14 protein-coding genes and 1 riboswitch are annotated in these 14,347 nt (G+C 45.0%); of the genes, 11 read left to right on the top strand and 3 right to left on the bottom strand.

The features are described 5' to 3' along the window. Window positions 1-30 precede the first annotated feature (30 nt). The 6 genes from APB76_RS10110 (at window position 31) to fghA (ending at window position 5,696) form a co-directional block, all read left to right on the top strand. On the top strand, window positions 31-393 hold the full coding sequence (locus APB76_RS10110; protein WP_054963398.1) for a diacylglycerol kinase: 363 nt from the start codon (window positions 31-33) through the stop codon (window positions 391-393). Between the two features lie 108 nt (window positions 394-501). After that, on the top strand, window positions 502-1,122 hold the full coding sequence (lexA, locus tag APB76_RS10105) for a transcriptional repressor LexA (RefSeq protein WP_049845309.1): 621 nt from the start codon (window positions 502-504) through the stop codon (window positions 1,120-1,122). Window positions 1,123-1,211: 89 nt separating this feature from the next. After that, the gene (locus APB76_RS10100; protein WP_054963399.1) at window positions 1,212-2,024 is read left to right on the top strand and encodes a class I SAM-dependent methyltransferase; all 813 of its coding nucleotides are present in this window, start codon (window positions 1,212-1,214) and stop codon (window positions 2,022-2,024) included. 41 nt (window positions 2,025-2,065) lie between these two features. Further along, window positions 2,066-3,403, top strand: a complete 1,338-nt coding sequence (dinF, locus tag APB76_RS10095) for an MATE family efflux transporter DinF (RefSeq protein ID WP_049845311.1) — start codon at window positions 2,066-2,068, stop codon at window positions 3,401-3,403. A 229-nt stretch (window positions 3,404-3,632) separates the two neighbouring features. Further along, window positions 3,633-4,781 carry an S-(hydroxymethyl)glutathione dehydrogenase/class III alcohol dehydrogenase gene (locus APB76_RS10090; RefSeq protein WP_054963400.1) on the top strand — a complete coding sequence of 383 codons (1,149 nt, stop codon included), beginning with the start codon at window positions 3,633-3,635 and terminating at the stop codon, window positions 4,779-4,781. Between the two features lie 75 nt (window positions 4,782-4,856). Beyond that, window positions 4,857-5,696 (top strand): S-formylglutathione hydrolase, encoded by an 840-nt coding sequence (gene fghA / locus APB76_RS10085; RefSeq protein WP_054963401.1) that lies wholly within the window; start codon window positions 4,857-4,859, stop codon window positions 5,694-5,696. Between the two features lie 63 nt (window positions 5,697-5,759). Here the strand turns inward: fghA and sthA are convergent, their stop codons facing one another. After that, window positions 5,760-7,190 (bottom strand): Si-specific NAD(P)(+) transhydrogenase, encoded by a 1,431-nt coding sequence (gene sthA, locus APB76_RS10080; protein WP_074181705.1) that lies wholly within the window; start codon window positions 7,188-7,190, stop codon window positions 5,760-5,762. Between the two features lie 258 nt (window positions 7,191-7,448). On the opposite strand from sthA, the gene fabR reads away from it, so the two are divergent. Next, entirely contained in the window at window positions 7,449-8,090 is a 642-nt protein-coding gene (fabR, locus tag APB76_RS10075) for an HTH-type transcriptional repressor FabR (RefSeq protein ID WP_049845315.1), read from the top strand. Further along, on the top strand, window positions 8,090-8,479 hold the full coding sequence (locus APB76_RS10070; protein ID WP_054963402.1) for a YijD family membrane protein: 390 nt from the start codon (window positions 8,090-8,092) through the stop codon (window positions 8,477-8,479). The genes fabR and APB76_RS10070 overlap by 1 nt, the downstream gene beginning before the upstream one ends. A 67-nt stretch (window positions 8,480-8,546) precedes the next feature. Here the strand turns inward: APB76_RS10070 and trmA are convergent, their stop codons facing one another. Continuing rightward, window positions 8,547-9,656, bottom strand: a complete 1,110-nt coding sequence (trmA, locus tag APB76_RS10065) for a tRNA (uridine(54)-C5)-methyltransferase TrmA (RefSeq protein WP_054963403.1) — start codon at window positions 9,654-9,656, stop codon at window positions 8,547-8,549. A 199-nt stretch (window positions 9,657-9,855) separates the two neighbouring features. Continuing rightward, window positions 9,856-10,057, top strand: a riboswitch (cobalamin riboswitch). A 55-nt stretch (window positions 10,058-10,112) separates the two neighbouring features. Here trmA and APB76_RS10060 point away from each other — a divergent pair. From APB76_RS10060 to murI, 3 genes are read left to right on the top strand one after another with little or no spacing between them, the layout of a single operon-like run. After that, window positions 10,113-11,933 (top strand): TonB-dependent receptor domain-containing protein, encoded by a 1,821-nt coding sequence (locus APB76_RS10060; protein ID WP_054963404.1) that lies wholly within the window; start codon window positions 10,113-10,115, stop codon window positions 11,931-11,933. A gap of 55 nt (window positions 11,934-11,988) precedes the next feature. Continuing rightward, a complete protein-coding gene (locus APB76_RS10055) occupies window positions 11,989-12,660 on the top strand; it encodes a Dph6-related ATP pyrophosphatase (protein ID WP_049845339.1) in 672 nt (223 codons plus the stop codon). A gap of 46 nt (window positions 12,661-12,706) precedes the next feature. Further along, window positions 12,707-13,507 carry a glutamate racemase gene (gene murI / locus APB76_RS10050; RefSeq protein ID WP_054963405.1) on the top strand — a complete coding sequence of 267 codons (801 nt, stop codon included), beginning with the start codon at window positions 12,707-12,709 and terminating at the stop codon, window positions 13,505-13,507. Here the strand turns inward: murI and APB76_RS10045 are convergent. Next, window positions 13,473-13,922: an RNA recognition motif domain-containing protein gene (locus tag APB76_RS10045; RefSeq protein ID WP_049845341.1), complete on the bottom strand. Its 450-nt coding sequence runs from the start codon at window positions 13,920-13,922 to the stop codon at window positions 13,473-13,475. The two genes, murI and APB76_RS10045, sit on opposite strands and share 35 nt — an antisense overlap. Window positions 13,923-14,347 lie beyond the last annotated feature (425 nt).

Here is a 14,347-nt window from a genome sequence, read left to right as displayed (position 1 = left end):
TATCGAGATAATTATTAAAGAGAAATTAATTTGCCTCACAAAACGCTCCATGGATTGAAACGGCTCAAAAACGCCACACGCTACTCATACCAAGGCCTAAAGGCTACGTTTAAACATGAACCTGCTTTTCAAGAAGAGATCTTACTCGCTGCCATCATGATACCTGCCGCCTGTTTTATAGGGGAGACTCAGTGGGAAAGGATTCTATTGATTGCCACAGTGGCACTGGTATTGATCGCAGAGCTATTTAATAGTGCGATTGAAGCTGTGGTTGACCGAGTGGGAACAGATCATCATGAGCTTTCTGGGCGTGCAAAGGATATCGGCTCTGCGGCGGTAATGGTTACTATGTTATTGACGGGGTATGTCTGGTTAGACATTCTCGTTTTGTAATAGTGGTGAGGGTGAAATTTCTAACTCGCTAAAAACAAGCAATTGGCTTTTCATTTGAACATTTACTGGATATACTCACAGTTAACTGTATAAAAAGACAGGTGACTTATGAAGCCGTTAACGCCCCGCCAACAACAAGTTTTTGATCTGATCAAAAGCAAAATAGATGATACCGGTATGCCACCGACACGTGCAGAAATTGCACGCGATCTTGGTTTCCGCTCCGCAAATGCTGCTGAAGAACATCTCAAAGCGCTCGCACGTAAGCAAGCGATTGAAATTATTCCTGGTGCCTCTCGTGGTATCCGTATTCTGCTTGAAGATGCGGCTAATGACGACGAAGGGCTACCTCTAATTGGTCAAGTCGCAGCTGGTGAGCCCATTCTTGCTCAAGAGCATGTAGAAACACACTACCAAGTTGATCCAGGCATGTTTAAGCCTCAAGCTGATTTCTTATTACGCGTCAATGGCGAAAGTATGAAAGACATCGGTATTATGGATGGTGACTTGCTCGCGGTACACAAAACACAGGATGTACGTGATGGGCAGGTTGTGGTTGCACGCGTTGACGATGATGTCACCGTTAAGCGTCTGGAGCGTAAAGGTTCGACAGTACTGCTTCACGCTGAGAACGAAGAGTTTGAGCCGATCAAAGTCGACTTAACTAGTCAGCACTTAGCGATTGAAGGTTTAGCGGTAGGTATTATTCGTAACACTGACTGGATGTAATCCGATTTGTTTGAGATTTATTCTCACTTGTTGATTTTGTAATTGATATTCATTATCATCTAGTTTCTGGCTACGGAAGGAAGATGATAATGGCCGTCGATCACACATCAGCTAAACATCGATATCAAATCCCTGCTAATTTATTGCAACCATTGTGGCTTCGTAGCCGAGAAAGCTTGGTTGATAATGGCTTAGTTTACGATCCGATTGCAGCGCGTGCCTGTCAGCGCTGCCATCTAGCACCTGAGTGCCTCTCTGGCGATATCGACCAGAAACAGCTTCTTCATGCCACGCTCACTCAGTTGTGTGACCAACAGGTATGCGCTTTTATCAAACGTAACCCAGATGGTTGGATTGTTAATGTCGGTGCTGGGTTAGATACGCGTTTTTACCGGGTAGATAACGGCCGTTGCAACTGGCTAGAGCTTGACGTGACGGAAAACTTGTTATGGCGTCAAAAGCTGTTTCACAGCAGTGAACGTTATCACCATGTATGCGGTAGCGTTGATGATGTCAGCTGGTTAGAACAACTGCCTATCCCAGAAAAAACACCCGTGATGATCGTGTGCGAACACGCTTTGCTGGATTGTAGTCAGCAGCAAGTGGCTAAATTTATTCAATCGCTAGGCTGTCACTTTGACTCAGCGCGCGCTTGTGTGGTGCTAGCGGGAGATCTCAGCTACTCCAAATTGGGGCAGAAAATGGGCGCGGGACAATACGCTCATGGCTACAGCGCACCAGGAGATGCTATGTTAGGTTACTTGCCTTGGGCACGCTGGGCAAAAACCTACTCACCGCTCGATCGCGATTGTGGTCGTTGGAAGCTATGGCAACGCTGGCTGACTAAGATGAACTTCTTCAAGCAAAGATTAACGCCGGTATTGGTTCAGCTTCGCTGGTAATCTAGTTACACTTGTCACTTAATTTTAATCAGAGTGGCGACGTGCAAATTCTTCAAACCCTTTCTAATCGTACCGTACACAAGCAAGTCTTGTTGCTTGCTATTCCTATGGTGCTTTCCAATATTACCGTTCCATTGCTTGGGCTGGTTGATGCCGCTGTGATAGGCCACCTTGAACATGCTTGGTATCTGGGTGGCGTTGCGTTAGGCAGCACCATGATCAGCGTGACGTTTTGGCTGTTGGGCTTTTTGCGTATGTCGACCACGGGGCTTGCGGCTCAGTCGTATGGTGCCGCGAGCAAACATCAGCTTGGCTTGGTCTTTACTCAAGGCATGACAATGGCCCTTGGTTTTGCCGCACTTTTTCTCCTCTTCCATCAAACAATCGCACAATGGGTGTTCAGCTATAGTGATGCCAGTGAGCAAGTAAAGCATTATGGTGCACAGTACTTTGCTATCCGCGCTTGGAGTGCGCCAGCCGCATTGGCTAATTTTGTTTTACTGGGATGGTTGCTCGGAACGCAAAATGCCAAAGCTCCGATGTGGATGGTGATCATAGCCAACGTTACTAATATCCTACTCGATGTACTATTTGTGATTGGTTTCGGTTGGAAAGTCGAGGGCGCGGCATTGGCTTCAGTGATTGCGGACTACACCGGAATGAGCTTTGGTCTGATTTGCGTATGGCGTAAATGGACCCGGGACAGCCTACCGCCAGTGTTGAACTTGATTAAAGACACCACCAATGGATTGAGTCGCTTTGTTAAGCTCAATCGAGATATCTTTTTACGTTCACTCTGCTTGCAAGCCACCTTTACCTTTATGACGTTCCAAGGCGCGAGTTTCGGCGATGAAATCGTTGCTGCTAATGCTGTGTTGATGAGTTTTCTGATGATGATTTCTTACGGCATGGATGGATTCGCCTATGCGATGGAAGCTATGGTAGGTAAAGCCATTGGTGCGAAAGACCGAGAGCAGCTCAATCAATCGCTCATAGGCACCTTTTTCTGGAGCTTGGTCATCTGTGGATTACTGACTTTAGCATTTGGTCTTCTGGGATCGAATCTGATCGGATTGATCACTGATATTTCAGCCGTTCATGTTTTGGCGATGGAGTATTTGCCATGGTTGATTGCCATGCCGCTTGTGTCGATGTGGTGCTTTCTATTTGATGGCATCTTTGTTGGCGCAACAAAAGGTAAAGAGATGCGCAACAGCATGTTCTTATCAACCTGTGCCTTTTTTGCGATTTTCTATCTATCGATGGATTTAGGTAATCACGCTCTGTGGCTAGCTATGTTGAGCTTTATGGCCATGCGTGGTTTAACTTTAGCGATAATCTTAACCCTCCAGTGGCGGAGAAACACTTTTCTCGCCTAAGTAAAAGATACCAGCCGAGTCAATGCACTCGGCTTTTTTCTATCTCTACTAGGGTCAACAGGCCCTAAGATTATTACCTATGCGTAAAAATGATTTTCAAAAAGGTGGGATTATCAAATTTCTATTAGGCCCTAAAATACTCAGCAACAAAACGACGCAGCGCAGTGTGAGTTCCTCAACTACGCTTATGACGTCCCTATATACATAAAATATAAAGAGGAAGTATCCAATGGCGCTTGAAATCAAACCTGGTCAAACTCACATTAAATCAAAAGCAATGGTGGCGTGGGCTGCTGGTGAACCGCTGAAAATGGAAGAAGTCGATGTACAACTTCCTAAAGCTGGAGAAGTGCTAGTACGTATCGTAGCAACTGGTGTTTGTCACACTGACGCATTCACCCTATCAGGTGATGATCCTGAAGGTATCTTCCCTTCGATTTTGGGACATGAAGGTGGCGGTATCGTCGAAATGGTCGGTGAAGGCGTAACAAGCGTCGGAGTTGGTGACCACGTTATTCCGCTATACACAGCAGAGTGTGGTGAGTGCAAGTTCTGTAAGTCGGGTAAAACTAACTTATGTCAGGCTGTGCGTGAAACTCAGGGTAAAGGTCTAATGCCAGATGGTACTAGCCGTTTCTCAATTAACGGCGAGACCATCTTCCATTACATGGGCTGTTCTACTTTCTCTGAGTACACGGTACTGCCAGAAATATCTCTAGCGAAAGTAAACAAAGAGGCACCGCTTGAAGAAGTTTGTCTTCTGGGCTGTGGTGTTACCACTGGCATGGGTGCGGTACTAAATACAGCGAAAGTAGAAAAAGGCGACACGGTTGCTATCTTCGGTCTCGGTGGTATCGGTCTATCTGCAATTATTGGTGCTCGTATGGCGGGTGCAAGCCGTATCATCGGTATTGATATCAACGAGAGCAAATTTGACCTAGCAAAACAGCTTGGTGCGACGGATGTTATTAATCCGCAAAACTTTGATAAACCAATCCAAGAAGTGATTGTTGAGATGACGGACGGTGGCGTAGATTACTCATTCGAATGTATCGGTAACGTCAACGTGATGCGTCAAGCATTAGAGTGCTGCCATAAAGGGTGGGGTGAATCTGTCATCATTGGTGTTGCCGGTGCAGGTCAAGAGATCTCAACCCGTCCATTCCAGTTAGTCACAGGACGAGTATGGCGAGGTAGTGCATTCGGTGGTGTGAAAGGTCGCTCTGAACTCCCAGAAATCGTAAACCGTTACATGGCGGGTGAATTCGGCCTGCAAAAATTCATCACTCACACCATGGGGCTGCAAGACGTAAACGAAGCGTTTGAGTTGATGCACAAAGGTGAATCAATCCGTACTGTTCTTCATATGGATAAGTAACTGAGCTAAATAGATAAACACAACGCCCTGATACAAGGGCGTTGTTGTCTTTTGAATTTTTAATCTGGGGTGGTTATGACCATTGAAAACGTAAGCCAAGCCAAAGTATTTGGTGGATGGCACAAACAGTACATGCATGATTCTAACGTTCTAAACTGCAACATGCGTTTCGCAATCTTTTTGCCACCCAACGCAACCAAAGCCAAACCCGTGCCTGTGCTTTACTGGTTATCAGGCCTAACTTGCACCGACGAAAACTTTATGCAAAAGGCAGGGGCGCTTCGCCGGGCTGCTGAATTAGGTATTGCCATCGTAGCACCAGATACTAGCCCTAGAGGTGAAGAGGTCGCAGATGATGAAGGTTACGATCTAGGACAGGGTGCCGGTTTTTATCTTAATGCAACTCAAGAGCCTTGGTCTCGTCACTATCATATGTATGACTATGTCACTCAAGAGCTGCCATCTTTGATTGAAGCTAACTTCCCAGTTTCGTCGATTAAGTCGATTGCTGGGCATAGTATGGGCGGACACGGCGCGTTGACTATAGGGCTAAAAAACTCACAGCAGTACCGCTCAATTTCTGCGTTTAGTCCGATCACTAATCCTATGCAGTGTCCTTGGGGGCAAAAAGCGTTTAATGCCTACCTAGGTAATGACTTTGAGGCTTGGCGAGAGTATGACGCCAGTGAGTTGTTAAAGCAGGCACAAGCAAAGCTGCCGATTTTAGTCGACCAAGGCGATGCGGATAGCTTTCTGGTTGAGCAACTAAAGCCACAAGCATTGATTGCCGCAGCGAAAACCCATGATTCTGACGTTGAAGTGAGAATGCAGTCGGGCTATGACCACAGCTACTACTTCATTTCGAGCTTTATTGATCAGCATCTAGAGTTTCATGCTACCTATCTGAATCAATAATTTAGCAAACTAAAAAGCCGCAACTTAATTTAGTTGCGGCTTTTTATACTTAGCTAGTTGGTATTAAAACAAACGGTTAAGCCCATTAAGTGCTGCTACGCGGTAAGCCTCGGCCATAGTGGGGTAGTTGAAGGTGGTGTTAACGAAGTACTCGATAGTATTCGCTTCCCCTTTCTGTTCCATGATAGCTTGACCGATGTGAATGATTTCTGCCGCGCGCTCACCAAAACAGTGAATACCGAGAATCTCTTTCGTTTCACGGTGGAAGAGAATCTTTAAGCTACCAATATCTTTCCCCGCGATCTGGGCGCGAGCTAAGTGTTTGAAAGAAGAGCGTCCAACTTCATAAGGTACTTTCGCGGCGGTTAACTCTTGCTCTGTTTTACCCACAGAGCTGATCTCTGGAATGGTATAAATACCAGTTGGAATATCGTCAATCAGGTTGCCGTCAGCTTTGCCCTTAGTAATCGCTTGAGCAACGAAGCGGCCTTGGTCATAAGCTGCACTTGCTAGGCTTGGGTAGCCAATGACATCTCCGACCGCGTAAACATGTTCAACCTCGGTCTGATAGTTACCATCGACTTTTAGTTGCCCGCGCGAATCTGCTTTTAGCCCAATGGCCGTCAGATGTAGTTTGTCTGTGTTACCTGTACGTCCATTGGCGTATAGGATGCAGTCAGCACGCATTTTCTTGCCCGATTCTAGGTGAACAATCACCCCATCATCCGTGCCTTCAATTTTCTCAAATGTTTCATCATTGCGAATCACAACACCACTGTTCCAGAAGTGGTATGACAATGCATCTGAAACTTCATTGTCTAGGAAAGCAAGTAGGCGATCTCGGGTGTTGATTAGATCTGTCTTTACTCCTAAGCCACGGAAGATAGAGGCGTACTCACAACCGATAACTCCTGCACCGTAGATGATGATATGACGAGGATCGTGTTTCAGGCTTAGAATTGAGTCGCTGTCATAGATACGCTCATGCATAAAGTCGACATTGTCTGGTTGGTATGGTCGAGATCCAGTCGCAATAACAAAACGATCGGCACTGTAGGTCTCTTCTGTGCCATCGCTTTGCATCACGGCAATAGTATATTTATCGATAAAGCGAGCAGTGCCAAAAATCAACGAGCACTGGTTGCGGTCATAGAAACCTTGGCGAAGTCGTGTCTGTTTGTCAATCACCGATTTGGCATGGCCGAGAATGTTGGAAAAGGTTGAGTGTAGACTGGTGTTATTATGACAAAACAGAGGGTTGTTGTTGAACTCGATAATCCGGCTGACTGCATGACGTAAAGCTTTTGAAGGAATAGTCCCCCAGTGAGTACAGCCACCACCGACACTGCTTTCCTTTTCTACAATGGCAACATCTAAGCCCGCTTTGGTTAATCCCATCGCTGCCCCTTCACCTCCGGGGCCACTACCAATAACGATTACATCAAAGTGATTGCTCTGGGCCATAGTTTCTTCCTTGTTATAGATTCTTAACATTGCTTTAGCGAGATTTTAACTGATTCCGCTACAGCGTACACCTAAAGCATACTAGACAGTCGTCGAGATCACGCCGAACCAAGCAAATAGATTAAAGGGTATGTTGTATGTCTCTTATTAGGGTGGAAAAGATTGAATTCTTAATTCAACTCGGTTTAATTGCCACTTGGTCATCAATGCGAAAGATTTTGGCTTATCTCCTTAGGTCAATCGTTGTATATTAATGGTTATCGAAGTTAGAAAAATAGAACAATAACTATGAAATCCATGGGAATCCGTGCTCAGCAGAAAGAGAAAACGCGTCGCTCGTTGATTGACGCTGCATTCAGTCAGCTTAGTGCTGATCGAAGTTTTTCCAACCTGAGTTTGCGTGAAGTGGCGCGAGAAGCGGGCATCGCTCCAACTTCGTTTTATCGCCACTTTAAAGATATGGATGAGCTAGGGTTGACCATGGTAGACGAAGGGGGCCTGCTACTGCGTCAACTTATGCGCCAAGCTCGCCAGCGTATCGTCAAAGAGGGTAGTGTGATTCGCACTTCGGTTGAGACCTTTATGGAATTCATCGAAAGCAGTCCTAACGTTTTCCGACTATTATTACGTGAACGTTCGGGCACCTCGTTTGACTTTCGTACTGCCGTAGCTCGAGAGATGCAACACTTTGTCGCCGAGATGACAGAGTACCTGATCAGTACAGGTATGGATCGTGATGAAGCTTTTGTTCAAGCAGAAGCGTCGGTCACGCTAGTATTTAGCTCAGGTGCGGAAGCTCTAGATTTAAATCGACGTGAACGCGATGAACTCGCTGAACGTCTAATTATGCAGTTGCGAATGGTAGCCAAAGGGGCTTTCTGGTATCGCAAAGAACGTGAACGTAACCGATTAAAAGGTGGGGTAGATTAATGTCGAATGAAACAAACCAAGTTAATCGTGGTTCTGAGAAGAAAACACTGGTACTGGCACTGATTGCGGGTATGTGTGGTGACGCCATGTTGTCATGGCTCACTATGAGTGATGTCTCTTTCTCAATTTTTCCACTGATTGCGCTTGTTCTGTCAGTACAAGCGCTTTACCGAGAGTACCTAAGTAACCCTGTGTCTGAAGACATTCCGTTAGTTGGCCTAGCGTGTTTCTTCGTTGGTGCATTTGGTCACTCGGCATTTGTTAAAGCTCAGTACCCAGACTCTGGCTCTAACATGTTAGCAATCTTTATTACCCTTGGCTTGCTCCTTTGGGTTGCGAAGAAGTTGGGCTTTTTGACTGCACCGTCGAAAGCGAAAGCTGAATCTTAATCGCAGTTATTTTAATAGATACAAAAAACGAGCCTGTTGGCTCGTTTTTTATTCGTGTCGTGTACGATTATGCTTTGCGTTCTAGCAGTACACCTGCTTCCATATGGTGGGTATATGGGAACTGATCAAATAGGGCAAAGCGCGTGACTTTATGTGTTTCGCAAAGTACATCTAAGTTATCTATTAGTGTTTCTGGGTTGCATGAGATGTACATAATACGCTCGTAGCCTTGTACCATCTTACAAGTATCAATATCCATACCCGCGCGCGGTGGATCGACAAAAATGGTGTTGCAGTTGTAGCTTTTCAAATCGACACCAGCATCTTGTAGGCGGCGGAACTCACGCTTGCCTTCAATAGCCTCAGTAAACTCTTCTGCTGAAAGGCGTAGGATCTGCACGTTATCAATTTTGTTCGCAGCAATATTGTATTGAGCGGAAACCACAGACGGTTTTGCCAGCTCCGTTGCCAGTACGCGGTCAAAGTTTTGCGCTAAAGCCAGCGAGAAGTTACCGTTACCACAATAAAGCTCTAGAAGATCGCCGGTACTGTCTTGCGTACAATCAACAGCCCATTCAAGCATCTTCTCCGCTACCTTGCCATTCGGCTGAGTAAAGCTATTTTCAACTTGCTGGTAGATATATGGTTTGCCGTTGACGTCTAGCTTCTCAATCACATAGTCACGATCGAGAACAATCTTCATCTTGCGTGCGCGACCGATGATGTTGAGGTTAAAGCCTTCATCATTCAAACGTTGTTTTAGCGCTTTCGCATTGTCAGTCCATTCCTCATCAAGCTGACGATGGTAAAGCAGCGAAACTAAGATTTCTCCGCTTAGCGTAGAAAGGAAGTCAACTTGGAATAGCTTGCGACGCAGTGAATCGTTGTCTTTCATTGCATCAACAAGTAATGGCATTAAGTCGTTGATCAAACGGCTTGCAGCGGGAAACTGATCGACACGGTACTTCTCGCGTGTTTCTTGATTGAACATGATGTAGAAAAGATCGTCACCTTCATGCCAAACTCGAAACTCTGCACGCATACGGTAGTGTTGCTCGGGAGATTCAAATACTTCCAACTCAGGTACATGGTAAGGCGTGAACATCTCGTTGAGACGATCGATCTTCTCAGTCAATTGTTCTTGGTAGCGTTGCGGGTTTACATCAAGAGTCGCCATGATTATTACCTTAGGTTGGTAGCTGTCGAGGTTGTATTTAATTTAAGAGCGCAGATTTTATTCAATCTCAGCGTTATGTCCAGTCTTGTCCCACTAATGCCTTAAAGATAGTGTGTAAATCACCACTTAGTAGCGCTGCTAACCAATTCAAAAAGATACAAATAGTGAATATGCGCTGGACAAACTACCGATTGCTTAATAACATCATCACCAAGCTGGTGCTGTCTAGATGTATAGATGGCTGAAAAGGGAATCTGGTGAGAATCCAGAACTGACGCGCAGCGGTATAAGAGAACGAAAACTCAAATGACACTGCATAGTGGACTATGTGGGAAGTCGAGTGAATAGGTGGCAATGCCGAGCTCTTAAGTCCGAAGACCTGCCAGCAGCTGAGCAGTGGTACTGGAAGCAAGCGCTCCATGCTCGGTAGGACTTACGCGATTTAGGATTATAAAAATGAACCGATCTATTCTAGCGATTGCCGTGGCATCGCTACTTCCGCACGCCTCCCTTTCTTACGCCCAACAAGCATCTTCTGATGAAACTATGGTGGTCACTGCAAGTCGATTTGAGCAGTCAGCAGACTCAGTACTTGCACCAATGAGTGTTGTGACACGTGAAGATATTGAGAAGATGCAGGCGCAAAGCGTGCTCGATGTACTTAAGACTATTCCAGGTGTTGAGCTGAGCTACCAAGGTACTAAAGCGAACATTAACTCTATCTTTATCCGTGGTACTGAATCTCGTCATACCTTAGTTCTGGTTGATGGAGTGCGTATTAACTCTGCTACTGCAGGCGGCGCCTCAGTTGGTCTTATTCCTGCCAATGCTATTGAGAAAATTGAAGTGGTACGCGGACCTCGCGCTGCAGTCTATGGTTCTGACGCACTTGGTGGCGTAATTAGCATCACCACTAAGCCTAAGTTAGGCAGCGTGCACGAAGCGAAAGCAACATTTGGTTCAAATAGCTACGCTCAACAAAGCTGGCGATCGGTTGGTGATATTTCTGAGAAGACAAAAGGTAGCTTCTTTGTAAATAATGAAAAGAGTAAAGGCTACAAAGTATCAAGCTCTGCCCCTGATAGTGATAGACATGGTTTTGATGCTCAGACTATTCTTGGTAGCCTGACCCATACTTATTCTTCTTCAGTGGAATTGTTCTTTACTGGCTACTACCAAAGTGGGGTCGTGGAATATGACCGTGGCTCTAAATATGAGTCAGACCGAGAAAACTACACTTTTGCTGGTGGTGTAAATTACTCGTCAGAGAATTGGTTGTCTCAGCTTCAGTTAAGTACTGACAAAGGTTACTCTGCTGATGGTAAGGCTGATGGCGGCGCATCAGGCAAAGCGTCAATTACGACTAAACGTAACAGTGCATCTTGGGTGAATACTTATACAGGGCTAGAAAATAGTGCAATTAACTTAGGTGTCGACTATTACCAAGAAAAAGCGCAACTTGGCGGCACAAACACCAGTGACTTCAGTGACAATAAGAAAACCAACACTGGTGTGTTTATCACTGGTTTTACCCAATTTTCAGATCTAACGTTAGAAGCGAGCTTGCGCAACGATAGAGACAGCGCATTTGGTAACCATACTACTTGGAATCTAGGTGCAGGCTATGCGCTTACTGAGGCAATTGAACTAGTAGGTAGTTATGGCACGGCATTTAAAGCGCCGACATTTAATGACCTTTACTATCCAACCAGTGGGAACCCTGACCTAAAACCAGAGACATCAAAATCTCTTGAGTTTGGTGTAAAAGGCTACCATGAGGTTATTGATTGGAGTCTGACAACATACCGTACCGATATCGAAGATATGATTGAGTGGGCTCCTATTGCTCCAGGTAGCAGCGACTATAAGCCATCGAATGTTGAAAATGCCCAGATCAAAGGTATTGAACTGGAGCTTGGATTTGAGGCTGGCCCAATCAACCATAAGTTGATTGGTGATTGGAAAGATCCGAAAGACACAAAGAAAAATACTCAGCTGATTCGCCGTGCGAAAGAAAACTATAAGTGGGTTGGAACTTACAGCTCTGATGCCATTGATGTTTCACTTATCGCTAACTACGTAGGTAAGCGTTATGACTCTTCTTTATATGAGTTAGAGGCGTACTCAACAGCTGATGCTGCTGTTACTTACCGCGTGACGGACAAGTTTACAACGGGCCTGCGTGTAAGCAATATGTTCGATAAGGGCTACGAAACGGCCAAAGGTTACCCTGCTGCAGAGCGTGAGTGGTATCTAAACGCATCTTACCAATTCTAACGAAAACTTTAAAAACCGCCTTCGGGCGGTTTTTATTTATCTATATAAGCAAACTATGAAAAAGAACGTCATTATTAGCTGGTCGAGCGGTAAAGATTCGACTTTGACCTTAGAAAGGTTGATTGAAAGCGAAGAGTATCAAGTGGTGGGTCTATACACGACCTATGTCAAAGATGAAGTCCCTTTCCAAGCGACTCCTGTTCCTGTGCTTGATATGCAGGCGGAGCTACTAGGATTGCCGTTAATTAAGATAGAAATGCCCCAAGCTTTTCCAACCAATGAAGTTTATCAATCGACGATTATCAAGGCGCTAAAAGAGAGCGGCCTTGCGATTGATGGCGTCGCGTTTGGCGATATGTTCTGTAATGGTATAGAAGCCTATCGTCGTAGCTTTATCGAGCCTGCCGGATGGGAATGTGTGTTTCCTCTACTAGGGCAGCGAAGCGCAGACTTAGCACAAGAGATCCTCCAACGAGGGATTAAAACCTTGGTTGTGACAATTGATGGCAATGCATTAACACCTGACTACTGTGGTCAGTGGTATAGCCAAGCCTTCCTAGATAGCTTACCAAACGGTGTTGACCTTTGTGGTGAAGATGGAGAGTTTCATACTCTAGTAACAGAGACTCGCAGTTATAAAGGTAAAATTGAACTAAAGCTAACTCATCAGGAGCGAGGAGATCGCTTTACTCATCAACGTTATCAAGCGCAATGTTTGCCAAAATAGCCACAGCGAGTATCATTGCCAAGTCGCAAAGTAGTGAGCAAATCAAGTGTCCCAGCAACAAGCAAAAATCTTAATCTTTGATTCTGGTGTCGGTGGTCTGTCTGTATATAAAGAGATACAGACAAAACTCCCTCAGCTTGATTACCTCTATATCTTTGACAATGCTGCCTACCCGTATGGGGAACTAGAACACGAGACTCTGATTGCTCGTGTAGATGCCTTGGTTTGTTCATTGGTAGCACAGTACCAGATCGAATTGGTTGTTATTGCCTGTAATACCGCAAGTACAATTGTCTTACCAACATTGCGTGGCAAGCTGTCTATTCCGGTTGTCGGCGTTGTGCCTGCCATTAAGCCAGCTTCAAATCTTGCCAATAAAGCGTTAGGACTGATAGCCACTCCGGCGACGATAACCCGCCCCTATACACATGACCTGATCCGTAATTTTTCTCAAAATAAACCCGTTGAACTGCTTGGTTCAACGCGATTGGTGGATATGGCAGAAGAAAAGTTAAGAGGGAAACCTATCGATCTGGTCGAGTTGAAGCACATATTGACCCCTATCGACAATAAAGTAGATGTGGCGGTCTTGGGCTGTACTCATTTTCCTCTTATAAAGCAAGAAATACAGCAGGTACTGTCTAGTAATGTGTTGCTGGTGGATTCGGGGGAGGCGATTGCACGTCGAGTGGCAGACTTATTAAGCGATAGAGCGAATACGCAGTTGAGTAGGAGTGGAACAAAAGACATTTTATCAAGTGCTCCCCCTTGGGAAGAGGGAGCATTGAATATTGCATTACATGAACTCGGCTTTAGCTCTGTTCAGTATTTTCCGCTTGAGATTTAGGATCGTTAGCGATACGCACCTTAAGAGTACGTTGCATATAATCCTTTTCATTGAGTGCTTCTATAGTGGGTTGCGCGTCTACTGCAGCCATCACGACAAAACCAAAGCCTCTTCTTTTACCGGTACGCTTGTCTTTCATTAAACGAACGGCAAAAACTTCGCCATGTTTAGCAAACAGCTCTTTCACGTGTGATTCATTGGCCTTATAAGGCAAGTTACCGACATAAAGTGTTTTTGTTGATGGATCGTTTGTATGGTCTTGCTCAATATTGGTGTTAGAAAGTTTAACAATGAAAGCGGAAGCAAAAACACCCAGAACAAAACTTAAAGCAGGAGAGATAGATACCTGCGAAAAGATGATTCCGCCCAAAACTGCTAAGGCGACAATCATTAAGGTCGATTTGTTTGAACTCATATTGGAATACAACTTTTAGGTTTAAGAAAAATTAGGTCTACCGTTAACAAAATAGACACACGGATCTTACGTATATGGTTGTTGTTTTTCCAACGTATTGGTGTGACATGACTCAAATGTTGAAATTTTATTCTATTTTCAGGGTTTTGATTTGTTTTTAACCAAACGGAAATTAATTTCGAAAAAACACTTGTCTTCCTCTCAGACCTCCCTATAATGCCGCCTCATCGACACGGAGTGAGACAGATGTCACACACCGAGTTGAAAAGAGAGAAAAGAAATTTTAAAAAATGCTTGACTCTCAAGGTGGGAAGCGTAAGATACGCACCCTTGGCAACGAAGCGATAAACGCTTTGCTTGTTAGAAAAGCTCTTTAAAAATATAGACCTATCAATCTGTGTGGGCACTCGTTGATGATAATCCAA

This window comes from Vibrio bivalvicida, from assembly GCF_001399455.2.
Classification (GTDB): Bacteria; Pseudomonadota; Gammaproteobacteria; order Enterobacterales; family Vibrionaceae; genus Vibrio; species Vibrio bivalvicida.
This window is presented reverse-complemented; position numbering and strand designations above follow the sequence as displayed.